This window comes from Streptomyces sp. NPDC048436 (genome assembly GCF_043200355.1).
Lineage (GTDB): Bacteria > Actinomycetota > Actinomycetes > Streptomycetales > Streptomycetaceae > Streptomyces.
The window spans coordinates 1-23007 of sequence record NZ_JBICXP010000006.1 but is presented as its reverse complement, the minus strand read 5'-3'; the positions used below and the strand labels follow the sequence as shown (position 1 = coordinate 23007).

20 protein-coding genes and 1 pseudogene are annotated in these 23007 nt (G+C 69.8%); 7 read left to right on the top strand and 14 right to left on the bottom strand.

Translation table 11 applies throughout. From position 1 onward, the window contains the following. Positions 1-240 precede the first annotated feature (240 nt). Positions 241-1245, top strand: coding sequence for a DMT family transporter (locus tag ACGFX9_RS21415; RefSeq protein WP_393474104.1), 1005 nt, complete (start codon positions 241-243; stop codon positions 1243-1245). A gap of 86 nt (positions 1246-1331) precedes the next feature. Here the strand turns inward: ACGFX9_RS21415 and ACGFX9_RS21410 are convergent, their stop codons facing one another. Then, complete coding sequence (locus ACGFX9_RS21410; protein ID WP_393474101.1) at positions 1332-2546, bottom strand: transglycosylase family protein; 1215 nt, start codon at positions 2544-2546, stop codon at positions 1332-1334. A 127-nt stretch (positions 2547-2673) separates the two neighbouring features. Then, a complete protein-coding gene (locus ACGFX9_RS21405) occupies positions 2674-3645 on the bottom strand; it encodes an acetylxylan esterase (RefSeq protein WP_393474098.1) in 972 nt (323 codons plus the stop codon). A 100-nt stretch (positions 3646-3745) separates the two neighbouring features. Here ACGFX9_RS21405 and gndA point away from each other — a divergent pair, with 100 nt between their 5' ends. Next, positions 3746-5188: an NADP-dependent phosphogluconate dehydrogenase gene (gndA, locus tag ACGFX9_RS21400; RefSeq protein WP_393474095.1), complete on the top strand. Its 1443-nt coding sequence runs from the start codon at positions 3746-3748 to the stop codon at positions 5186-5188. A gap of 338 nt (positions 5189-5526) precedes the next feature. Here gndA and ACGFX9_RS21395 read toward each other — a convergent pair whose 3' ends face one another. The 9 genes from ACGFX9_RS21395 to ACGFX9_RS21355 all read right to left on the bottom strand — a co-directional run bounded on the left by ACGFX9_RS21395 (position 5527) and on the right by ACGFX9_RS21355 (position 13467). Next, the gene (locus ACGFX9_RS21395; RefSeq protein ID WP_393474092.1) at positions 5527-5973 is read right to left on the bottom strand and encodes a nitroreductase family deazaflavin-dependent oxidoreductase; all 447 of its coding nucleotides are present in this window, start codon (positions 5971-5973) and stop codon (positions 5527-5529) included. Positions 5974-6054: 81 nt separating this feature from the next. Beyond that, positions 6055-6714, bottom strand: a complete 660-nt coding sequence (locus tag ACGFX9_RS21390) for an aspartate/glutamate racemase family protein (RefSeq protein WP_393474089.1) — start codon at positions 6712-6714, stop codon at positions 6055-6057. After that, positions 6708-7055, bottom strand: a complete 348-nt coding sequence (locus tag ACGFX9_RS21385) for a GNAT family N-acetyltransferase (protein ID WP_393474086.1) — start codon at positions 7053-7055, stop codon at positions 6708-6710. Before ACGFX9_RS21385 ends, ACGFX9_RS21390 begins: the two co-directional genes overlap by 7 nt. A 17-nt stretch (positions 7056-7072) precedes the next feature. Next, positions 7073-7492, bottom strand: coding sequence for an aspartate 1-decarboxylase (gene panD, locus ACGFX9_RS21380; RefSeq protein ID WP_393474083.1), 420 nt, complete (start codon positions 7490-7492; stop codon positions 7073-7075). Positions 7493-7649: 157 nt separating this feature from the next. Further along, complete coding sequence (locus ACGFX9_RS21375) at positions 7650-8477, bottom strand: amino acid ABC transporter ATP-binding protein (protein WP_393475362.1); 828 nt, start codon at positions 8475-8477, stop codon at positions 7650-7652. A gap of 11 nt (positions 8478-8488) precedes the next feature. Beyond that, positions 8489-9274 carry an amino acid ABC transporter permease gene (locus tag ACGFX9_RS21370; RefSeq protein ID WP_393474080.1) on the bottom strand — a complete coding sequence of 262 codons (786 nt, stop codon included), beginning with the start codon at positions 9272-9274 and terminating at the stop codon, positions 8489-8491. Between the two features lie 41 nt (positions 9275-9315). After that, complete coding sequence (locus tag ACGFX9_RS21365; RefSeq protein WP_393474078.1) at positions 9316-10101, bottom strand: basic amino acid ABC transporter substrate-binding protein; 786 nt, start codon at positions 10099-10101, stop codon at positions 9316-9318. Between the two features lie 262 nt (positions 10102-10363). Beyond that, positions 10364-11308 carry an alpha/beta fold hydrolase gene (locus ACGFX9_RS21360; RefSeq protein WP_393474075.1) on the bottom strand — a complete coding sequence of 315 codons (945 nt, stop codon included), beginning with the start codon at positions 11306-11308 and terminating at the stop codon, positions 10364-10366. Between the two features lie 242 nt (positions 11309-11550). Next, positions 11551-13467 carry an ABC transporter ATP-binding protein gene (locus ACGFX9_RS21355; protein WP_393474072.1) on the bottom strand — a complete coding sequence of 639 codons (1917 nt, stop codon included), beginning with the start codon at positions 13465-13467 and terminating at the stop codon, positions 11551-11553. A gap of 180 nt (positions 13468-13647) precedes the next feature. Here ACGFX9_RS21355 and bglX point away from each other — a divergent pair, with 180 nt between their 5' ends. Beyond that, positions 13648-15984 carry a beta-glucosidase BglX gene (gene bglX / locus ACGFX9_RS21350; RefSeq protein WP_393474070.1) on the top strand — a complete coding sequence of 779 codons (2337 nt, stop codon included), beginning with the start codon at positions 13648-13650 and terminating at the stop codon, positions 15982-15984. Positions 15985-16037: 53 nt separating this feature from the next. On the opposite strand, the gene ACGFX9_RS21345 is transcribed toward bglX, so the two are convergent. Then, a complete protein-coding gene (locus ACGFX9_RS21345) occupies positions 16038-16904 on the bottom strand; it encodes a GNAT family N-acetyltransferase (RefSeq protein ID WP_393474067.1) in 867 nt (288 codons plus the stop codon). A gap of 332 nt (positions 16905-17236) precedes the next feature. Between ACGFX9_RS21345 and ACGFX9_RS21340 the strand changes: the two genes are divergently transcribed. The 3 genes from ACGFX9_RS21340 to ACGFX9_RS21330 all read left to right on the top strand — a co-directional run bounded on the left by ACGFX9_RS21340 (position 17237) and on the right by ACGFX9_RS21330 (position 21567). Then, complete coding sequence (locus ACGFX9_RS21340) at positions 17237-18625, top strand: family 2B encapsulin nanocompartment shell protein (protein WP_393474065.1); 1389 nt, start codon at positions 17237-17239, stop codon at positions 18623-18625. Continuing rightward, entirely contained in the window at positions 18612-19958 is a 1347-nt protein-coding gene (locus ACGFX9_RS21335) for a SufS family cysteine desulfurase (RefSeq protein WP_393474057.1), read from the top strand. Before ACGFX9_RS21340 ends, ACGFX9_RS21335 begins: the two co-directional genes overlap by 14 nt. A gap of 73 nt (positions 19959-20031) precedes the next feature. Continuing rightward, positions 20032-21567 (top strand): AMP-binding protein, encoded by a 1536-nt coding sequence (locus tag ACGFX9_RS21330; protein ID WP_393474055.1) that lies wholly within the window; start codon positions 20032-20034, stop codon positions 21565-21567. Positions 21568-21577: 10 nt separating this feature from the next. Here the strand turns inward: ACGFX9_RS21330 and ACGFX9_RS21325 are convergent, their stop codons facing one another. Both ACGFX9_RS21325 and ACGFX9_RS21320 read right to left on the bottom strand, forming a co-directional pair. Continuing rightward, positions 21578-21955: a Zn-ribbon domain-containing OB-fold protein gene (locus ACGFX9_RS21325; protein ID WP_393475359.1), complete on the bottom strand. Its 378-nt coding sequence runs from the start codon at positions 21953-21955 to the stop codon at positions 21578-21580. Between the two features lie 164 nt (positions 21956-22119). Next, positions 22120-22818: a TetR family transcriptional regulator gene (locus ACGFX9_RS21320; protein WP_393474052.1), complete on the bottom strand. Its 699-nt coding sequence runs from the start codon at positions 22816-22818 to the stop codon at positions 22120-22122. Between the two features lie 108 nt (positions 22819-22926). Here ACGFX9_RS21320 and ACGFX9_RS21315 point away from each other — a divergent pair. Continuing rightward, positions 22927-23007, top strand: a pseudogene (locus ACGFX9_RS21315) (electron transfer flavoprotein subunit beta); the annotation flags it as partial.

Sequence of the window (23007 nt, the reverse complement as noted above, 5' to 3'; positions counted from 1 at the left end):
CCGAGGGTGCTCACGCAAGGATTTTCGAGATTCTGGATGATCCACCGAACTACCGCGTAACCCACCCGGGGGAGGACATCTTCGGGGAAGTACTCCATCGGTAGTAGGACGCAATGCCTGCTGAGGGACGACGACGCGGAGGGAAATCCGCGAGATCGTAGTGAGTATGGAAGCCGACCGTTCGCCGAGCCGGACGCCCCGGGCCCACCACTGGGCGCACCGCATGCCGTGGAGCACATCATGAGTGCCCTCACGGTGGCCGTGCTGCTCTCCGTCGTCTCCGCCGCCGCCTACGCGGGCGGGGCCATTCTGCAGGAGCGCGTCGCCGTCAGCACCCCGGAGCGACGGTATGTACCGCTGCGCCGCGGCGCATGGTGGGTCGCCATCGCACTGAACGCCCTCGGTGCGCTGCTGCACGTGGTGGCGCTCGCCTACGGGCCGCTGAGCCTGGTGCAGCCGCTGGGTGCGCTGACCATCGTCTTCGCCCTGCCGATGGCCGCTCTCTTCGTCCGCCGCAAGGCAGGGGCCACCGCGTGGCGCGGCGCGATCATGGCGACCGTGGGCCTGGCCGGTCTGCTCTCGCTGACGCAGTCGGCCGACGCGCAGTCCCTGGCCGGCACGGAGCGGGTCATGGTGGCGCTCGCCACCGCCGGTGCCGTGGTGGCGCTGATGGTCGTGGCGCACGCGGTGCACCGGCACCCGGTGGTGCGCAGCGTCCTGCTCGCCTGCGCGGCGGGCATCGCCTTCGGTATCGCCTCGGTGTTCACCAAGACGGTGGCGGTGGACCTGGACGCGAGCGTGCCGCTGACGCGACAGGCGCCGAGCCTCGCCGTGATCGCCGTCCTGGCCGGTGCCGGTGTGCTGATCTCGCAGGCCTCCTACCGAGGCGCGGGTCTGGCGGCGCCGCTGTCGACGGTGACGGTCATCAACCCGGTCGTGGCGGCCGCGGTGGGCCTCACGCTCTTCGAGGAATCGTTCCGCTACGGCACGGCGGGCACGGTCATCGCCCTCGGCTTCGGCGTCGTCGCGGCGGGCGGACTGATCCTGCTGACCACGGAGCGCATCGGAGCGGCACAGGGTGCGCAGGCGTCGGCGGTGCCGGTTGCCAAGGGCGGCCCGGTGGCCCCGGAGGTCCCGGCCCCCGAGCTGCGGGCGGACGAACTGCCGGCCCTGCCCTCCCAGCCCGTGACCGGGACGCACCGGCGGGTGCTGTTCCGCCACGGACGCGAACGCATCGGTTCCTGAAGCCGCCGCGTCATGAAACCGTGAAGCCCCTGGGGGATCCCCCAGGGGCTTTCTTGGCTGTGCCCGCCTCAGAGGCTGTGCTCGCCTCAGATCCGTACGCCGCCCGCCCGCAGATACGCGAGCGGGTCGACATCGGAGCCGAATCCAGGTCCCGTGCGCACCTCGAAGTGCAGATGCGGGCCCGTGCTGTTGCCCGTGGACCCCGACCGCGCTATGCGCTGCCCCGCGCCCACCTTCTGCCCGGCCTTCACGGTGAGCGCCGACAGATGGCCGTACTGGGAGTACTTGCCGTCGGCGTGCCGGATCACCACTTCGTAGCCGTACGAGCCGCCCCAGCCGGACGACACGACCGTGCCCGCGGTGACCGCCTTCACGGAGGTGCCGGTGGCCACGGGGAAGTCGACTCCCGTGTGATAGCCCTTCGACCAGGAGCCGCCCGCGGCGCGGTACGGGGTGCTCGGCGACGCGGACACGGGTGCGGAGAAGCCATGCGAGGCCTGGGCGGGCTTCGCGGCGGGCTTCGCCTTCTTGGGCTCGGCCGCCTTCGGCTTGGGCTTCGCCGCCTCCGTACGCTGCTTCGGTTCCGTCCGCTGCTTCGGTTCGGCCCGCGGTTTCGGTTCGGCCCGCTGCTTTCCGGCCTTCCGCTCCTGTGCCTGGAGCGCGAGCCGCTGGCCCGGCGTGATCAGGTCGGGGTCGCCGCCGATCGTCTCGCGGTTGGCCTCGTACAACTGCCGCCAGCCGCCGCCGGCCCGGCGCTCGTCCGCGATCCCGGAGAGCGTGTCACCGCGTACGACCGTGTACATCTGGCCGCGGCCCGCGGTGGACTGCGGCGTCACCTCCGGCTTGACGTCCTTGACCTCGCGCTTGGGGGTCTTCGTCGCCGCCTTGGGGGCACTCACCGGCGTGACGTCCGGCGCGTCACCGCCCCGCGTCAGGCCCGCCCGCTCCGAGCAGACCGGCCAGGCCCGGGGGCCCTGGGCCTTGAGGACCTTCTCGGCCACGGCGATCTGCTGGTCCTTTGTGGCGCGGTCGGCGCGCGGGGCGTAGGCCGTGCCGCCGTACGCCTCCCAGGTGGACTGCGTGAACTGGAGGCCGCCGTAGTAGCCGTTGCCGGTGTTGATGCTCCAGTTGTTGGTGGACTCGCAGGCCGCGACCTTGTTCCAGGTGTCGACGTCGGCCGCGTCCGCCGTGCCGGTGCCGATCAGCGGCAGCGCCATTCCGGCGCCGCCCGCCGTGACGGTCAGCGACGCGCGATTGATCCGGTTCGGCTGATACCGGCGGTGCCGACCGCGTACGGCCATGAGAAGCCCCCTCAGACACACACATCACAGTCACGTCAGAGTCACGTCAGACACACGACAAGGCGGCAAGTTAGCCGCTGGAACCGATCCGTGACAAGGGTGCGCGACCGAGGGGACCTCAGAACGGTCAGCCCTTCAAGTGCTCCGGTACCCAACGGAGTTGGACACCCTGCTGGTAGGGGCCACCGCCCTCATGATCGTTGAAGGCGTACACCTCCATCGAACGCTCCGACCCCGCATAGGCGTTGTGGGCGGCGAACACGGTGGACGGCGGGCACGTCATGTCCTCAAGAGCCGCCGAGAAGAGCGCGGGCGCCGTGCCACGCGCCGCGAAGTGCACGCCGTCGAAGTAGGAGAGCGTACGGAAGACCTGCTCCTCCGAGCCGCGCTTCGCCTTCATGTAGAGGGCGATCTCACGGTACGGCGGCCGTTCCGTGATGGTCGTGGAGCGCGGGAAGTCGCACAGGAACGGCACGTCGACCGCGATCGCCGCCAGGTCGGGGACGAGCCCGCCCACCGCGAGCGTGATCCCGCCGCCCTGGCTGCCGCCGACAGCGGCGACGCGCGATGCGTCCACCAGCGGGTGCGCGCGGGCCGCCTCCACGGCCCGTACGCCGTCGGTGAAGACGCGGCGGTAGTAGTACTCGTGGGGGTCCTCGATGCCGCGCGTCATATAGCCGGGGTACGCGGGCCCGCTGCCCACCGGGTCCGGGGTGTCACCCCCCGAGCCGCCGATGCCCTGCCCCCGGGTGTCCATCAGGAAGTGCGCGAAGCCCGCCGCCGACCACAGCAGGCGCTCGTGCGGCAGGCCGCGGCCGCCGCCGTACCCGATGTACTCCACGACGGCCGGCAGCGGCTCGCTCGTCCCCGCGGGGAGTATCAGCCAGCCCTTGACCGGGTGACCGCCGAACCCGGCGAACGTCACGTCGAAGACGTCCACCGTGCTGAGGTGCGCGTCGACGGGGACGAAGCGCGCGTCCAGGTCATGCTCACGTGCGGCCGAAAGGGTCTTCTCCCAGAACGCGTCGAAGTCCTCGGGCTCCGTCAGCTCGGGCCGGTAGCGGCGCAGTTCGTCGAGCGGCATGTCGAAATGGGGCACGGGCGGCTCCTTCGTCGTACACAGTGTCGTCAATGTCACGCTACGCCGCGGGGCGATACTGGCGAACACCACCGGCACTTCCACTTCCAGGAGCCACGGCATGAGCAGCACGTCAGCCCAGATCGGTGTCACAGGCCTCGCGGTCATGGGGCGCAATCTGGCCCGCAACTTCGCACGCAACGGCTACACCGTCGCCGTCCACAACCGCACGTCGGCCAAGACCCGGGCGCTGGTCGAGGAGTTCGGCCACGAAGGCGACTTCGTCTCCACCGAGACCGCCGAGGAGTTCGTCGCGGCCCTTGAGCGCCCGCGCCGCCTCGTCATCATGGTGAAGGCGGGTGAGCCCACCGACGCCGTCATCAAGGAGTTCGCCCCGCTTCTCGAAGAGGGCGACATGATCGTCGACGGCGGCAACGCGCACTTCGCGGACACCAGGCGCCGCGAGCGTGAACTGCGCGAGCAGGGCATCCACTTCGTCGGCACGGGTGTCTCGGGCGGCGAGGAGGGCGCGCTGCTCGGCCCGAGCATCATGCCGGGCGGCTCCGAGGAGTCGTACGCCTCGCTCGGTCCGATGCTGGAGAAGATCTCGGCGAAGGCCGAGGACGGCGCGCCCTGCGTGACCCACGTCGGCCCGGACGGTGCGGGTCACTTCGTGAAGATGGTGCACAACGGCATCGAGTACGCGGACATGCAGCTGATCGCCGAGGCGTATCAGCTGCTCCGCGAGGTCGCGGGCTACTCCCCCGCCCAGATCGCGGACATCTTCCGCACCTGGAACACGGGTCGTCTCGACTCCTACCTGATCGAGATCACGGCGGAGGTCCTGAAGCACGTGGACGCCGCGACGGGCGAGCCGTTCGTGGACGTGGTCCAGGACCAGGCCGAGCAGAAGGGCACGGGCCGCTGGACCGTGCAGATCGCCCTCGACCTGGGCGTTCCGGTGTCCGGGATCGCGGAGGCGGTGTTCGCACGCTCCCTCTCGGGCCACTCCGAACTGCGGGCGGCTTCGAGGGAGTTGCCTGGCCCGACGGCACGTCCGCTGGGTGAGGCCGAGGCCGGGGCGTTCGCCGACCAGGTCGAGCAGGCGCTGTACGCGTCGAAGATCGTGTCGTACACCCAGGGCTTCCACGAGGTCGCCGCGGGCAGCGAGGAGTACGGCTGGGACATCGACCTCGGTGCGGTGGCGTCGATCTGGCGCGGCGGCTGCATCATCCGCGCCGCCTTCCTGGACCGCATCCGCGCCGCGTACGACGCGCGCGCGGATCTGCCGAGCCTCCTCTCGGACAAGACGTTCGCCGAGGAGATCGGTGCGGCCCAGGACGACTGGCGCGCGGTCCTGGTCGCGGCCACCCGGCAGGGTGTCCCCACGCCAGGCTTCTCCGCCGCCCTCGCGTACTACGACGCGCTGCGCGCGGACCGGCTGCCCGCCGCGCTCACGCAGGGGCAGCGCGACTACTTCGGGGCGCACACCTATCGGCGTACGGACCGCGAGGGGTCGTTCCACACGCTGTGGGGCGGGGACCGCTCCGAGGTACAGGCTTAGGCCCTGCTGAAGTACAGGCTCAGGCCCTGACGGCCTGCCTCAGACGTCAGACCGGCTTCGGCTCAGGGTCCGGGGCCGGTCCCGGCGGCGGGAGCGGGGTCGGCGGCGGGTCCGGTGTGGGACGCGGCACCGGCCCCGGGCCCGGACCCGGTGTGGGCCGTTCGGGGTCCGGGACCGGGTTCGGCCCGTTCGGGTCGGGGATCGGGCTCGGTGGCAGGGGGTCGGGGAACGGAACAGTCATGGTCTCCTCCATCGAGGTCGGAGAGGGGTCGTGACCACTCTCTCCCGCCTCGCGTGCCCACGCCCGCCGAGTCCACGCGTCCCCGCGCCGTCCGACCTCAGTCCTGGGTGCGGGTGAGCCGTACGACGGGGATGTCCCGGTCCGTCTTCTGCTGATAGTCCGCATAGGGGGCGAACAGCTCGACGAGGCCCGGCCAGACCCTGGCCTTCTCCTCGGCCGGGAGGGTCTCGGCGTGGGCGGAGAACCGCTCCTCGGTGCCCACGCGCAGCCGTACGTCGGGGTTGTCCACGAGGTTGAGGTACCACAGGGGGTGCTCGTCGGCGCCGCCCTTGGACGCCACGATCAGATAGTCGTCGCCGTCACGGCCGTAGATCAGTACGGTGCGGCGCCACTGCCCGGTGCGCCGTCCGCGGTAGTCGAGCAGCAGGCAGGGGGCGCCCTGTATCTCGGCGCCCTTCGTGCCGCCTGACTCTTCGTAGAGGTGGGCCTGTTTCGCCACCCAGCCGGTGGGACTGATCACGGCCTCTTCGTCCTGCTGCGCCATGTCCGCTCCTGCGATGTGTCGATGCGGTCTGTGCGTGTGCGCGGGAGGTGGGCGGTCACTCGCTCACCTCCCGTGTGCACCCTACGACTTGACCCCGGCCCCGTCGTGGAGAACGGCCGCGCGCAGGCCGGGACGGGGGCTGGAAATGACCGGGACACGCAGGGTCGTACGGTCCGCCGCGTCCGCCATGGAGGCCTGGGCGAGGACGACGGCGTCCACTCCTTCCAGGGTGTCGACGGCGGCGGCGACCAGCACGGTACAGCCCTCCCGGTCGCCGGCCAGGAACCGCTCCCAGGCGCCTTCGACCACAAGGGTGGTGACGTCCACGGGGCGCCCCGCGCGGGCGGCCTCCTCCTCGACGAGGGCGACGGTCGGCTCAAGCGTGCTCCGCACGGTGGCGACGACGGCCACGGACCGCCCTGCCGCCACGGCGAGGGCCGCCATGGGCCGGTCGACGCGCAGCACCGGCACGCCGACGGCGGCGGCGCAGGCCTCGGCGATACCGCCGATGGTCGAGCACGTGCAGAGCACGGCGTCCGCCCCGTCGGCTACGGCACGGACGATGACCTCGCGGACGTCGTCGGCCACCGCCTGCGGCCCTTCGGCGCCGGCCCGCGTGAGCAGGTCCTCGTGCACGAGGTGCCGCAGCTCGACGCCGGGGTGGTCCTCGTCGCGCAGCCCTTCGAAGACGGGGATGTGCGCGGGCGAGGTGTGCAGCAGGGCGAGCGTCCCGGTCACCATGCCGTGGGGTCCGACTTCGCCTTGGCCAAGGCGGCCTCGACGAGCTCGCCGGAGGGTACGGGCGCCTCGTCGCGATGCCGCTCGGCCCACTTGACGACGTACGGACACAGGGGCGCGACGGCGACGCCTTCCCGCGCCGCCATCGCGTACAACTCCCTGGCCAGCGAGCCCGCGATGCCCTCGCCCTCGTGCGCGGGCTCCACCTCGGTGTGCACCGGCACCAGGGCGGACTCGGGCACGTCGAGGGTGAAGTAGACGATCTGCCCGACGACTTCACCCCCGGCACGGGCCTCAAGGACGCCGCGCGCCCGGTCGTCGCGGATCTCGGTCCCACTGCTCATCGGCTCTCCTGGAGGGCTCACACGGCCTGCGGGCTGCGCGCCATGTCGTCGGAGCCGGGCACCGGAGCGGCGGCGTCGTCACCGAGGGCCACGATGCGGTTGTCCTGACCGTCCACGTGCACGACCTTGGGCCGCAGGGTGCGGGCCTCGGCGTCCTCGACCTGGGCGTAGCTGATGATGATCACCCTATCGCCGGGGTGCACCAGGTGGGCGGCGGCGCCGTTGATCCCGATGACGCCGCTGCCGCGCTCGCCTTCGATGGTGTACGTCTCCAGGCGGGCACCGTTGGTGATGTCGACGATGTGTACGAGCTCGCCGGGCAGCAGGTCGGCGGCGTCGAGAAGATCGGCGTCGATGGTGACGGAGCCCACGTAGTGCAGGTCAGCCTGGGTCACCGTGGCGCGGTGGATCTTGGACTTGAACATGGTGCGCAGCATTCGCCACTCCAGAATTCCGCTCCCTGCCTGCTTTGCAGGTCAAGGGCTACTCTCTCGGATTACAACGGCCCGCCTCCACTATGCGGCGCCGTTCGGTTCTGCACCAGAGATCTCTGTCACGTCGCGTACGGGCGAAAGGTGGAGCGGCGAGGTGCGCTCAGCGGTCCACCCGCTTCTCGTGCGGTCCTTTGTCCGGGACCTCGCCCATCTCCGCCGCCGCAGGATCGAGTACGCGCGCCAGGAACGTCCGGGTCCGCTCGTGCTGCGGGTCGCCCACCACACGTTCGGGCGTGCCCTCCTCGACGATCACTCCGTCGTCCATGAAGACCACCCGGTCGGCGACCTCGCGCGCGAAGCTCATCTCATGGGTGACGACCAGCATCGTCATCCCCTCCTGGGCGAGCGAGCGCATCACCGCGAGTACGTCCCCGACCAGTTCGGGGTCGAGCGCGGAGGTCGGCTCGTCGAAGAGCATCAGCTCGGGGTCCATGGACAGCGCCCGGGCGATCGCGACCCGCTGCTGCTGGCCGCCGGAGAGCTGCAGCGGATAGGACTGCTCCTTGTCGACGAGGCCCACCCGCGCGAGGTTGGCCCGCGCGATGCGCTCCGCCTCCTCCTTGCCGCGCCGCAGCACGCGGCGCTGCGCGATGGTCAGGTTCTCCAGCGCCGTGAGGTGCGGGAAGAGGTTGAAGGACTGGAAGACCATGCCGATCCGGCGGCGTACGCGATCGATGTCCACATCGGGGTCGGTGACCTCGGTGCCGGCCACCGTCACCGTGCCCGACGTGGGCTCTTCCAGGAGATTGACGCAGCGCAGCAGGGTCGACTTGCCGGAGCCCGAAGGGCCGATGACACAGACCACGTCACCGCGCCCGACCGTGAAGTCGATGCCCTTGAGCACCTCCAGATCACCGAACGACTTGTGCAGATCGCGCACCTCGATCGCCTGCCCCGAAGGTGCGGGCGCATCGGGTGTCTTGTCCAACTTCACGGTGCTCACCTGGCTTTCGCCGTACGGGCCTCGAGCCGCCGCACCAGATGGCCGAGCGGGAGGGTGATGACGAGATACAGCAGTCCGGCGATCAGGATCGGGGTCAGGCTCTTGTGCTCGTTCAGCGCGTCCCGGCCGAAGTTGGCCAGCTCGAACTGGCCGAGCGAGAGGCCGAGCAGATACACCAGTGAGGAGTCCTTGGTGAGCAGGATCAGCTCGTTGGTCAGCGGCGGCAGCACGATCCGGAACGCCTGCGGCATCACGATCGACACCATCGCACGCCCCGGTGACATACCAAGCGAACGGGCCGCCTCCGTCTGCCCCTTGGGCACCGCCAGAATGCCCGCGCGGATCGTCTCGGCCATATAGGCGGCGCCCACCAGGCCGAGCGACAGCATCACCGTGATGTCCATGTCGAGCGCGACCTCGAAGGCCAGCGGCACACCGAAGCCGAGCGCGATGAACACAAGGAGGGAGGGAACGCCGCGGAAGAATTCGATAAAGGCGATCGCGATCCAGCGGTACGGAGGCACCGGGGACAACCGCATCAGCGCAAGGACGATGCCGAGTCCCAGGCCGAAGCCGAAGCCGAGCAGCGTGTAGTAGGCGGTGTTGACCAGTGCGGTGGTGATCACCTCGGGGAACAGCGCCTTGGCGATCTCCACGTCGAAGAACGCCTGGCGCAGTGTCCCCCAGTCGGCCACCAGGGCGAACACGGCTATGGCGATGAAGAGCACGGCGTACTGGACGCCGCGGAACAGCCGTGCCCGCTGCCGTCGGGACATGGACATACGTGCAGAACTCCTCTGGTCAGCCGTTTGAATGCTCGAGGTCAGCTCTGCGGAGTGGTGCCGAACCACTTCTTGTAGATCTTGTCGTAACTGCCGTCGGCCCGCGCTTTCTTGAGGACCTTGTTGGCCTTGGTGCGCAGTGCGTCATTGCCCGTACGGAAGCCGATTCCGTACTCCTCGCCGGTGTCGAACTCCGCGGTCACCTCGGTGTCCGGGTTCTCCTTGACGTACTTGAAGAGCACGCCGTTGTCGTTGATGCCCGCATCGACCTTGCCTGCCTTGACGGCGGTGAGCAGCAGGCCGACGTCCTCGTACTCCACGAGCTCGATGTCGAGGCCCTTGCTCTGCTTCTTGGCGTAGATGCCGCCGGTGGTGGCCTTCTGGTAGCCGAGCTTCTTGCCCTTGAGGTCATCGAAGGTCTTGTAGGGATCGCCCTTCTTGGTGATCAGCGCCTGGGTGGCGTTGAAGTAGGGGACCGAGAAGTCCATGACCTTGTCACGCTCGTCGGTGATCGTCATGCCCGCGGCGGCCAGGTCGCACTTGCGGATGTTGAAGTCCTGGCCGGTCTCGATGCCCTCGAAGGGCGTGTTGACGATTTCCTGCTTCACCCCCAGTTCCTTGGCGATCAGGTCGACCAGATCCACGTCGAAGCCGACGATCTCGCCGTCCTGCTTCGACTGGAACGGGGGGTAGGGCAGGTGCGTGCAGGTCTTGAGCGTGCCGGACGAGACGAGCTTGATCCCCGAGCCGCCCGTGTCGTCGGACTTGGTGCTGGTGCAGCCCGCCGCCAGCAGGCCGGCGGCTGCGGTCAGGGCTATGGCAGCCACCGGGGAACGAACGGACTTCGGGGGACGAGCGGACACAGAACCTCCAGGGCAGGCTCGAACCGGGGCGCGAGCGAGATCAACAGCGCTGTGTGCTGCGCACGCTGCGGTGCATCCTGCCACCGGCCAGGGCTCTTGTCCTGTCCTCGGGATTGCGTATGGGTAACACACTCGATCTCCGCTACATCAACTCCTCTATGCGAGCGGGCACTTACTGAGCGTCAGCTTCCGAGTCGACGCCGAGGGGCGCCCCGAGCGTGTTTGCCTAGTTCACGGCCTGCCTGATGCCTGGGTGGTGTTCCCGCTGTGCGAGATGCACTGACGCGGCGCTCGGCCGCTCGCCGCGCGGGTGTTCCATCGGGCTCAGGTAGGGCAGATCGGTGAGGGGCCGGCCCGTGCAGAACCGCAGGATGAGATCGGCGTGGGCCGAGTCCTGTTCCAGGGGGAACATGTGGTCGGCGTCATGGAACGTGGCGAAGGGAGCCCGCAGCTCCTCGGCCAGCTGGCGGCCAAGCGCCGGTGTGGTGAGGTGGTCGTGCTCGCCGGTGTACACCAGCGTCGGGACGTCGAGTCCGTGGGGTTCGTACCACGCGTGTTCGGTCATACGCGCGTTGTGATCGCAGGCCTTGTCCAGATCCTGCGCGCTCTGGGTACGGAACTGGTGGCTCAGGAGGCGCCAGATCGCCGCGTGGCGTCGCACTCGCGTGTCATTGGGCGTGACGAAGGTGCGCAGGAGGCTGTCGGCGAGGTCGTCGCGCCGGTTCTCGGCGACCATGCGCTGCCAGTGCGGGATCTGGCTCACGTACGACGGGGGAAGGTACCCGGTCATGGCGCCGAGCAGCAGGCGCGTCACGTGCTCGGGGTAGAGCTGGGCGCAGCGCAGTGCGATCGCCCCGCCGTAGCACGTGCCCAGGAGGTTCGCGCCGCCCATGCCAAGGGTGTTCAGGAGGTGCCGCAGGGCCGCGGCCAGGAAGTCGTATCCGTAGCTTGCGGGCAGGGCGTCGGCCGCGCCGAAGCCGGGGAGTTCGACGGTCACCAGCGAGGCGTGGGGCAGCAGATGTTTCTCGTAGTTGGTCCACGAGTGGCGGTCCTGCATCATGCCGCCGACCACGACCACGGGCTCGGTCACCGCGGACGGGGACTCCACGATGCGGCAGGGGAACCTGAAGCCCTCGAACTCCAGCCAGTGCTCTCGTCCTTGCCCCGTCATCGCTGCCCCGTTCCGGTGGTTGTTCCGGCGGCTGAGCACCCTGCCTGCCGGCCAGGGACCCCAGGTGGGCAACACAGGGCGCGTTCCCGTTGCTTTGACGAAGTCGCAAGATGGCGCAGAGAACCGTTCATGCTCCGCAAACGTGGCGACGGTTCATGTCGTTACGGTCTAACCGGCGGTTTTGTGAGACAGGTTGAGGCATTCCTCTCCGCCGGTGGTCCGAACTCGCGGCCAACTCCGGCTCAGGCGACCACCTCCACCGCCTCGACCGCGTCCGTCTCCTCGCCCGTCTCCACCGTCTTCACGGCGAACTGCGTGCGGTAAAGCTCCGCGTACCGGCCCTCCGCCTCCAGCAACTCCTCGTGCGTGCCCCGCTCCACGATCCGGCCGGCTTCGACGACGAGGATCTGGTCGGCGGACCGAACGGTCGACAGGCGGTGGGCGATGACGATCGCCGTGCGTCCCTCAAGGGCTTCCGCGAGCGCTTCCTGGACCGCCGCCTCCGATGTGTTGTCCAGGTGGGCGGTCGCCTCGTCCAGGATCACCACCCGCTGCTGGGCCAGGAGCAGTCGGGCGATCGTCATGCGCTGGCGCTCGCCGCCCGAGAGGCGGTAGCCGCGCTCGCCGACCACGGTGTCCAGGCCGTCCGGCAGGGAACGTACGAGGTCTTCGAGGCGGGCCCTGCGCAGGACGTCCCACAGGTCGTCCTCGGTGGCGTCGGGACGGGCGAGCAGGAGGTTGGCGCGGACCGACTCGTGGAAGAGGTGGCCGTCCTGGGTGACCATGCCGAGGGTCTGGCGAATGGACGCCGCCGAGAGGTCACGGACGTCGACGCCTCCGATGCGTACGGTTCCGCCGTCCGTGTCGTACAGGCGCGGAAGCAGTTGCGCGATCGTTGACTTGCCCGCTCCGGATGAGCCGACGAGTGCGACCGTCTGGCCCGGCTCGGCGCGGAAGGAGAGGCCGTGCAGGACTTCCTCGCCGCCGCGGGTGTCGAGCGCGGCGACCTCTTCGAGGGATGCCAGGGAGACCTTGTCAGCGGACGGGTAGCCGAAGCGCACGTCGTCGAACTCCACCGCCACCGGGCCCGGCGGGACCTCACGTGCTTCCGGCTTCTCGTCGATCAGCGGCTTCAGGTCGAGGACCTCGAAGACCCGCTCGAAGCTGACGAGCGCGCTCATGACCTCGACTCGTGCTCCCGCCAGGGAGGTCAGCGGCGCGTAGAGGCGGGTCAGGAGCAGGGCGAGGGAGACGATCGCGCCCGCGTCCAGGGTGCCCTTCAGCGCGAAGTAGCCGCCGAGTCCGTAGACGAGGGCCAGCGCGAGGGCAGAGACCAGCGTGAGCGCGGTGATGAACGCGGACTGCGCCATGGCCGTGCGTACGCCGATGTCCCGCACCCGGTGGGCCCGAGCGGCGAACTCGGCCGACTCGTCGCCCGGCTGCCCGAAGAGCTTGATGAGCGTGGCGCCCGGCGCGGAGAAGCGCTCGGTCATCCGCGTGCCCATCGCCGCGTTGTGGTGCGCGGCCTCGCGCTGGAGCTTCGCCATCCGGGAGCCCATGCGGCGCGCGGGGACGATGAAGAGGGGGAGCAGGACGAGGGCGAGGAGCGTGATCTGCCAGGAGAGCTTCAGCATCACGGCCAGGGTCAGGAGCAGCGTGACCACGTTGCCGACGACGCCGGAGAGCGTGTTGCTGAACGCGCGCTGGGCGCCGATCACGTCGTTGTTGAGGCGGCTGACAAGCGCACCGGTGCGGGTGCGGGTGAAGAAGGCAACGGGCATGCGCTGTACGTGATCGAAGACGGCCGTCCGCAGGTCGAGGATCAGCCCCTCCCCCAGGTTCGCCGACAGCCAGCGGCTGAGCAGTCCGAGGCCCGCTTCGGCGACGGCGATGGCGGCGATGAGCAGGGCGTAGCGGACGACGAGCGAGGACTCGCCGTCGGAGACGATCGCGTTCACGACGTTCCCCGCCAGGACGGGCGTCGCCACGGCGAGGAGCGCGGTGGCGATGCTCAGGAGGACGAATTGGACGATGCGGCGCTTGTGCGGGCGGGCGAAGGTGGCGATGCGGCGCAAGGTGGTGCGGGCGAAGGGACGGCTGTCCTGCTGGGCGTTCATGACGCTGTGCAGCTGCATCCAGGCTGTCGTTTCCATGCTCATGAGAAGAACCTAGAACCTCAAGCTTCCTTCAGGTCAAGCATGGGGGCGCGCGGCGGTGCACCCGCTCCCCGCGCGTCCCTGTCGCATCCCTTGACCCGCGTGTAACAGGAACGTACTTTCGCTTCAACTCTTGTGGCCATCACACGGGTTGCCGACTTCCTGATTCGAGAAGGCGAACGCATGCGAGAGCTACGAAGGCGTACTCTGCTGTCCGCGATCGGCGGCACGGCCGTCGCGGGAGGTGGCCTCACCGCTGCCGGTACCGGAACCGCCCAGGCCGCCGAAGCCGCTCAGGCCGCGGCACAGCGCCCGAGCCCCCTCGACCCGAAGATCAAGAAGCTGCTCGACCGTATGACTGTCGAAGAGAAGCTGGGGCAGCTCCAGCAGCTCCCGTGGGCCGTCAGCACGGGTCCTGGCGGCAGCGAGACGAAGGACGTCGAGGACGCGGCGCGCGCCGGGCGGCTCGGTTCCGTCCTGAACATCTTCGGCGCCAAGAGCAGCAACGCCCTCCAGCGCATCGCCGTCGAGGAGTCCAGGCTCGGCATTCCGCTGCTCTTCGGGCTCGATGTCATCCATGGCCTGTGGACGACGTTCCCCATCCCCCTTGCCCAGGCGTCGAGTTTCGACCCCGAGGTCACCAGGCGGGACGCCGAGGTGTCGGCGAAGGAGTCGCGCTCCAACGGTGTGCACTGGACGTTCTCGCCGATGATGGACGTCACGCACGAGCCGCGCTGGGGCCGGATCGCCGAGGGCTGCGGCGAGGACCCGTACCTCACGACCGCGTTCGCCGTGGCCAAGGTGGAGGGCTACCAGGGCCGGAAGGGTGCGACGGAGTCGAAGGGGTCTAAGGGGTCCAAGGGCTCCGGGCTCGCAGGCAAGGACCGCATCGCCGCCTGCGCCAAGCACTTCGTCGCGTACGGCGGGGCGGAGGGCGGCCGGGACTACAACACGGTCGACGTGTCGAAGTCGCGGCTGCGCAACCACTATCTGCCGCCGTTCAAGGCCGCGTTGGACGCGGGCGTGGCGACGGTGATGGCCTCCTTCAACACGATCAGCGGCGTCCCCGCGCACGGCAACTCCCACACCCTCACCGACGTACTGGTCAAGGAGTGGGGCTTCGACGGCTTCGTCGTCAGCGACTGGAACGGCGTCGACGAGCTCGTCGCGCACGGTTTCGCCGAGGACGGCGCCGACGCGGCCCGTCTCGCGCTCAACGCCGGGGTCGACATGGAGATGGCGAGCACGGACCTCGCCAAGAACGGCAAGAAGCTGCTGAGCGGTGGAAAGATCAGCGAGAAGCGGCTCGACGAGGCGGTCGCGCGGATCCTGCGCCTGAAGTTCGCCCTTGGACTCTTCGAGAATCCGTACGTCGATGAGGGCGACGCCATCGAGAAGCCGTCCGCCGACGCGCGCGAGGCGGCCCGTGAGACCGCCGCCCGCTCGATGGTGCTGCTGAAGAACGACGGCGAGGCGCTTCCGCTCAAGAGGTCGGCCGGGTCCATCGCGGTCGTCGGTCCGTTCGGCGACTCCGACGATCTCCTTGGCACCTGGACGTTCCCCGGCGCGGCCAAGAACTTCCCCTCGGGAAAGGTGCTCGCGGCGGTGAAGGCCGCGGCTCCACGGGCGAAGGTGACGTACGCGAAGGGCGTCGACGCCGAGGGCACCGACACCGGCGGGATCGCGGCGGCGGTCGACGCGGCCAAGGGCGCCGATGTCACCGTCGTGGTGGTCGGTGAGCCACCGGCGATGAGCGGCGAGGCGGCGGCGCGCAGCGACATCGGTCTGCCGGGCGCGCAGGAGAAGCTGATCGAGGCGATCGCGGAGACGGGCAAGCCGTTCGTGGTGGTCCTGGTCAACGGGCGCCCGCTGACCGTCGGCGACTGGCTGAAGTCGGCGCCCGCCGTCCTTGAGGCCTGGCACCCGGGCCTTGAGGCCGGGAACGCGATCGCCGACGTGCTGTTCGGCAAGGTCAACCCGGGCGGCAAACTGCCCGTCTCCTTCCCGCGCACGGTCGGCCAGATCCCCATCCACTACAACCACGAGTCGACGGGCCGCCCCTACAACGCCGACAACAAGTACACGTCCAAGTACCTCGATCTGCCCCCGGACCCGCAGTTCGCCTTCGGCCACGGCCTCAGCTACACGGAGTTCGAGATCGGCGCGCCGAGGCTGAGCCGCGACCGCGTGCCGGCGCGGGCGCTGCGCGAGGGCGACACCCTGGAGGTCTCGGTCACCGTAAGGAACACGGGTGACCGCAAGGGCGACGAGGTCGTCCAGCTGTACGTCCACGACATCGCGGCGAGCATCGCGCAGCCGGTGCGCAAGCTGCGCGGGTTCCGTCGCGTGACCCTGGAGGCGGGCAGGTCGACCACGGTCCGATTCCAGCTCGGGGCCGATGACTTCGGGTTCTGGACGAACGCGGACGGCGGGGAGTTCCGCGTCGAGGAGGGGGCCGTGGACGTGTACGTCGGCAACAGCTCCGAGGCCAAGTCGAAGAAGCGGCTGACGATTACGTAAGGGCTATGTGAGGAGAGGGGGCCGGGCCCGCCGGGCTCTGCCCCCTCGCCGCGTCAGCCGAGTTCCAGGGTCGTGACCCCGAACACCCGCTCCTGGGCGAGCTCCCGCACGGGGCCGGTGTACATACGGGCGGTCGCGAACACGGGCTTCATGCCGCGCTCCTCGGCCATGGCGATGGCATGCGGCTGGGTCTCGGGGACGTCGATGACGACGGGCGCGCCGTCCGCCTCCGCGGTGAGCGCGTCGAAGAGCGCCTCGGCGTCCACGCGCGAATCCGCGAACAGGGGCCCGATGCGCAGGGCGTCGCGGGCCGGGCGGAGCACGCCGTATCCGGTGACGCGGCCGTCGACGATGCGGGCAAGGGCGCGGTGTCCCGGCGCGGTGAGCCAGGAGTCGAGGAAGCGCGGGCGGTCGGCCGGATAACTCGCGGCGTCGTAGGCGGTGATCGCCTTCAGGCCCGCTGCCTCGACCGGCAGGACGTGGGCGGGCGTTGAGGCGGGTCTTGGCACCGGCCCCTGGTAGCGCATGGTGCGGTGGGCGAGCTCGAAGCCCGAGCGGCGGTAGTTGTCCTGCTGGGCGACCACGCCGTCGAGGCCGACGGTCCGGGTGCCCGCGTGGGCGAGGGCCGCCTGCCAGGTGGCGAGGCCGTGGCCGCGGCCTCGCTGGTCGGGGCGGACCAGGTAGAAGCCGAGGAAGGCGTACAACTCGTCGTAGTTGACGACCGAGATCGCGGAGACCGGCTCCGCCGGTTCGTCGGCGAGCCGGCCGATGAAGAACCCGTCGGGGTCCTGCGCGAAGAAGCACGGGCCGTCCCGCAGCCCCGGGTTCCAGCCCTCGTCCGCCGCCCATCCGCTGACGACCCGCCAGTCTTCGGGCGTCGCCCGCGAGATGATGAGCCGCCCAGGTCCCGAATCTGTCATTACCGCACCCTTCGTACGCCGGAGGTCCCATCCTGCCCGCCTCCGCGGCTCGCCATCCGCCATCCACCGCGAACCGAGTCATAAGCACTTCTTGCAGGGGCACTCAGGTCCGGTATTGAGGTGCTTTGAGCCTGATTTCCGGCGTACGGGGACGTCCCTGCAGCGGGCTGGAAGGGTGGCCCGGGGGTGCGGGGCCGACTGTCCGGCTATTTCACGCCCTTTCCCAACTCTCCCTGAAAAACACCCACTTGTGGTCACGGAACAGACGAGAAGACGATCGGCGCCACATGCCCCCGTGGCAGCCAAGCAGTCCGTTCTTCCAGGAGGTTCCAGTGAACGACCGGCTCTCACTCGGCCCGGACGCCGCACGGCAACTGGCGACGACCACCAAGACCACCCCGCAGATGCGCGGCATCACCCCGCGCTATCTGCTGCGCGCGCTGCCCTGGGTGGACGTCGAGGCGGGCACCTACCGGGTGAACCGCCGCCGTACGTTCGTGCTCGGCGACGACCGGATCACCACGTACGACGAGAACGGCTCGCACCGCGTCGTGCCCGGCGACTTACGCGAGGTCCCCTACCTCCGTGACGCCGACGACGCGCTGCTCGCCGAGCTGGCCGGTGCCTTCACCGAGGTCACCTTCGAGGCCGGGCAGGTCCTCGCCCAGGAGGGCGACGCCGCCGACCGGCTGTGGGTCGTCGTGCGGGGCAGGGCCGAGAAGCGGGTGACCGGGCGGTACGGCGAGGACGCGCTGCTCGAAGTGATCGGCGACGGCCAGTTCTTCGACCTGGACGCATGGACCCGGTCGGACCCGATGCCCTACCGCGTCAAGGCGCTCACCCCTGGCGTTGCCCTCTGCGCGGACCGCGGCGAGCTCGCGAGGCTCGCCGACCGTGACGAGGCGCTGGGGGGCGCGGTCACCGCGTACCGCGCAGGCGACACCGTGACGCCCGGCTCCGAGGTACCGGTGGATCTGACCGCCGGACATGTCGGGGAGCCCGATCTGCCGGGGACGTTCGTCGACTACGAGGACGCGCCGCGCGAGTACCACATGACGCTGGCGCAGACGGTGCTCCGCGTGCACACCCGGGTCGCCGACCTGTACAACGGGCCCATCGACCAGACCCGCGCGCAGTCCAACCTCACCATCGCGGCACTGCGGGAGCGGCAGGAGTCCTCGCTCCTGAACCACCCGGAGCACGGCCTGTTCCACAACGTCTCCCCCGGGCAGCGGGTCCAGTCGCGCACCGGCGCCCCCACCCCCGACGACCTCGACGAACTCCTGGCGAGGGTGTGGAAGCAGCCTGGCTTCTTCCTCGCGCATCCCCGGGCGATCGCCGCCTTCGGCCGGGAATGTACGCGCCGTGGCGTGCCCCCGGTGACGGACGGCCGCTTCGGCAGCCCGCTCCTGACGTGGCGCGGGGTGCCGCTTCTCCCCTCGGACAAGGTGCGGTTCTCGGGCGGCTCGGGCCTCGACGCCGGCACCACCGAGATCCTGCTGATGCGGACAGGCGAGGCCGAGCAGGGTGTGGTGGGGCTGCGTCCGGCGGGTGTCGCGGACGAGGTCGAACCGGGCCTGTCCATGCGGAACATGGGCGTCGACCAGAAGGGCATCACGTCGTACCTGATGACGGCGTACTTCAACACCGCGGTCCTGGTCGAGGACGCGATCGCCGTCCTGCAGAACGTCGAGGTGTCGAACTACCATGACTATTCCTGACGTTGTAGGGCGGAGGGCCGGGCTGCCAGCGGCCCCCGCTCCGCAGGCCCCAGCTCCCCGTGCGGACGCGCTTCCGCAGCTCCAACCCCCCGGCTACTCCCCCGAGTCGGCCCGCCAGGACATCCCGATCCTGCACCGGAGCGTCAACGGCCGGCCCCTCGTCTGGCTGGACAACGGCGCCACCACGCAGAAACCGCGCCAGGTCATCGAGGCGCTCGCCGCCTATTACGGCGCCGCCAACTCCAACATCCACCGCGGCGCGCACACCATGGCGCGCGAGGCGACCGAGTTGTACGAGGCGGGGCGGGCGGCGGTCGCGCGGTTCCTGGGGGCCGGGTCGCCGGACGACATCGTCTTCGTACGCGGCACGACCGAGGCCGTCAACCTCGTCGCGCAGAGCTGGGGGCGGGCGAACCTGGGGCCCGGGGACGACATTCTGGTGGCCGTCCTCGAGCACCACTCCGACATCGTCCCCTGGCAGTTGATCGCGGAGGAGAGGCGGGCGCGGGTCGTCCCTATCCCCCTCACGCCGGACGGGGCGATCGACCAGGACGCCTACGCCGGTCTCCTCTCCTCCCGCACCCGGATCGTCGCCGTCAGCCACGCGTCGAACGTCCTCGGGACGGTCCCGCCGGTGAAGGAGATGACCGCGCTCGCCCACCGTTACGGCGCCAAGGTCCTGGTGGACGGCGCGCAGGCCGTCGCGCACTTCCCGGTCGACGTGCGGGACCTGGACGCCGACTTCTACGCCTTCTCGGGGCACAAACTCTTCGCCCCGACCGGCATCGGCGCGCTCTACGCCAAGCCGGAGATCCTGCGGGACATGAGGCCGTGGCAGGGCGGCGGCAACATGATCGAGTCGGTCGACTTCACGCGGACCACGTTCGCGCCGGTACCGCACCGCCTGGAGGCAGGCACGGGCCACATCGGTGGCGTCGTCGGCCTGCTGGCGGCCCTGAACTGGTTCACGTCGTTCGACCGGGAGGCCGTCGCGGCGTACGAGACCGCGCTCATGACGTATGCGCAGCAGGCCATGGCCACGGTCCCCGGCCTGGATGTCCTCGGGACGGCGCCGGAGCGGATCGCGGTGCTCACGTTCACGCTCGCGGGCCACGACCCGGCCGGTATCGCGGACTGGCTCGACCGCGACGGCATCGCGATCCGCGCGGGCCACCACTGTGCCCAGCCCGCGCTCGCCCACTACGGCCTGGAGAGCGCCGCCCGCGCGTCACTCGCCCTCTACAACACGTCCGAGGAGGTGGATCAGCTGGTGGCTTCCTTGCGGCGGCTTCAGGAGGCGCCGCCGGAGGTGAAGACGCCGCAAGGGGCTTAGCGGCGGGGTGTCCGGTTTCCGTCGGGGCGTGGTCGGATAGGTGGCGTACATCGACTGAGCTTCGGGAGGCAGGATGTTCGTCCCGTTCGGGGCCCTTGATTTTCTGGACCGCGCCACGGCCGTATACGGGTACCGGGTCGGCATCGTCGACGAGAGCGATCAGCCCGCCGAATCCTGGCAGGACCTCACCTACCGGCGTGTGGGTGAGCTGGCGCGGGCCCAGGCCGCCGGGCTCGACGCGCTCGGGGTGCCGCACGGCGCACGGGTGGCGGTTGTCTCGCCCAACAGCGCACGGCTGCTGACGTCGTTCTTCGGCGTCAGCGGCCACGGCCGGGTCCTCGTGCCGGTCAACTTCCGTCTCTCGGCGGAGGAGGTGAGCTACATCGTCGCGCAGTCGGGGGCGAGCGTCCTGCTGGTCGACCCGGAACTGGAGGACCGCCTCTCGGGGGTGACCTGCAAGCACCGTTTCACTCTCGGGGCCCAGGCCGACGCGGAGCTGTACCGGTTCGACACCGAGCCGGAGCCCTGGGAGCACGACGAGAACGCCACCGCGACCATCAACTTCACCAGCGGTACGACGGCTCGGCCCAAGGGCGTACAGATCACGCACCGCAACATCTGGGTGAACGCACTGACGTTCGCGCTGCACGCAGGCGTCACGGACCGGGACGTGTACCTCCACACCCTGCCGATGTTCCACGCCAACGGCTGGGGCATGCCCTTCGCGATGGCCGGCATGGGCGCGCGCCAGGTCGTCCTGCGCAAGGTGGACGGCGCGGAGATCCTGCGCCGCGTGGCCGAGCACGGGGTCACGGTGATGTGCGCGGCGCCCGCCGTGGTCAACGCGGTCCTGGCCGCCGCGCAGTCGTGGGACGGGGAGATCCCGGGGCGGGACCGGGTGCGCATCATCGTGGCGGGAGCACCGCCGCCCACCAGGACCGTCGCCCAGGTGGAGTCCGAGCTGGGCTGGGAGTTCATCCAGATCTACGGCCTCACCGAGACCTCTCCCCTGCTCACCATCAACCGCACCCGCGCCGAATGGGACGGCCTCGACCCGCAGCGGCGCGCGGAGAAACTGGTCCAGGCCGGGGCCCCGGCCCTGGGCGTGACGCTGCGTACGTCGGACGAGGGCGAGATCCTCGCCCGCTCGAACGTGATCCTGGAGGGGTACTGGGATCAGCCGAAGGAGACCGCCGAGGCCCTGGAAGGGGGCTGGTTCCACACGGGCGACGGCGGGACGATCGGCGCGGACGGGTTTCTGACGATCAGTGACCGCAAGAAGGACGTCATCATCACCGGCGGTGAGAACGTCTCCTCCATCGAGGTGGAGGACGTGCTGTTCAGCCATGCCGCCGTCGCCGAGGTCGCGGTGATCGGGGTGCCGGACGAGAAGTGGGGCGAGACCATCAAGGCGCTGGTCGTCCTGGCTCCCGGCGCGAGGGCCACGGAGGAGGAGCTCATCCGGCACTGCAAGGAGCACCTCGCCGGGTTCAAGGCGCCGACCTCGGTGGAGTTCCGCGCCGGACTGGCCCGCACGGCCACCGGAAAACTCCAGAAGTACAAGCTGCGCGGGCCGTACTGGGAAGGGCGCGAGCGGGGCGTCAACTGATCGGCGGCGCTCAGTACCAGTCGTCGCCCACGTTCGTCTCACAGAGTTCGAAGACGATCTCCCCGGACTCCGTGTCGGCTCCCGCCACGGGGCGTACTCGTGCGCCGACCCACACCAGATGCGGCGAGGCGCCCACGACACGGCAGCGGAACACGAACCCTTCGGGGAAGCGGACGAGGGACTCGTTGCGTGCGGTGCCGGTGTAGCGGTTCACCACGCTGGACTGGACGACGACGCCTTCGCCGTCGCTCCGCTCGGTCTCCAGCTCGCTGGACGCGCACACCGGGCACAGCATGCGCCGGAACGATGCGGTGTTGCACCATCGGCAGCGCTGGTAGATCAGGCCGGTTCGCCCGGTTCGCTCGTGCTCTGTCGGAGCGATGCTCAAATTCTGCTGGGACACGTCTCGACCCCCTGCGCTCGGCTCGGATGCGCCGCGCTCGGCGTCGACGCACCCGCACCATATGGCACTGAGTGCCAGCAGGTAAAGGTACTGAGTGCTACTTCCTTCATCCCGGCTCTCGTAGCCCGTTCGGAGCCCGCCCCTGGAGCTCAGTCCTCGCCGAGGGCCGACTCGACCCGCTGCACCACACGCCACATGGGGGCGCGCTTCGAGACCACCATGACGACGACCTCCTCATCGGCATCGGGGGCCGTCTCTCCGCTCTTCCCCCACCCGTCGCGCACGAGCCCGAGCGCGTGATCAACGGCGGCATCGGCATCGCCCTCGCCGCCCGAACGCAGCCAGGAACGCAGGGCGTTGTTGTGCGCGGCGACCACGGAGGCGGCGATCACCTCGGCGCGCAGGGAGCCGTCCTCGGCCTCGGAGTAGCGGCCGCGGAGGTAGCCGGCCATGGTGCGTTCATAGCGGCGCACCACCGAGAGTTCATACGTACGAAGGCCGGGGACCTCCTGCGTGAGCCGGTAACGCTGCACGGAGAACTCCGGGTTCGCGGTGTACATCCGCAGCACGAGCCGCGCCGCGTCGCACACCGCGCCCACGGGTTCTTCGTCGCCGGCCGCGTCCAGGAACGCCGTCATGTCGGCCAGGCAGCGCTCGTGATCAGGAAAGACCGCGTCCTCTTTGGACGGGAAGTACCGGAAGAAGGAACGGCGCCCGACCCCGGCCCGCGCCACGATGTCGTCCACCGTGGTCTGCTCGAAGCCCCGCTCCAGGAACAGCTGGAACGCCGCCTCGGCGAGCACCTCCCGCATGGGTGCCTTCTTCGCTGGTCCGCGCGCCTCAGTCATGCGGGGAACGTAGCACCGCGAAGGCCTTTCTGGCACTACGTACCTTTACAGAGGGTACTGAGTGCCATATGGTCGCCCTGACGAACAACACCAGGTAGGAGAGCCGGCGTGAGCTTGAGGATCGTTGTCACCGTGAAGTACGTGCCTGACGCCACCGGCGACCGGCACTTCGCCGATGACCTGACCGTC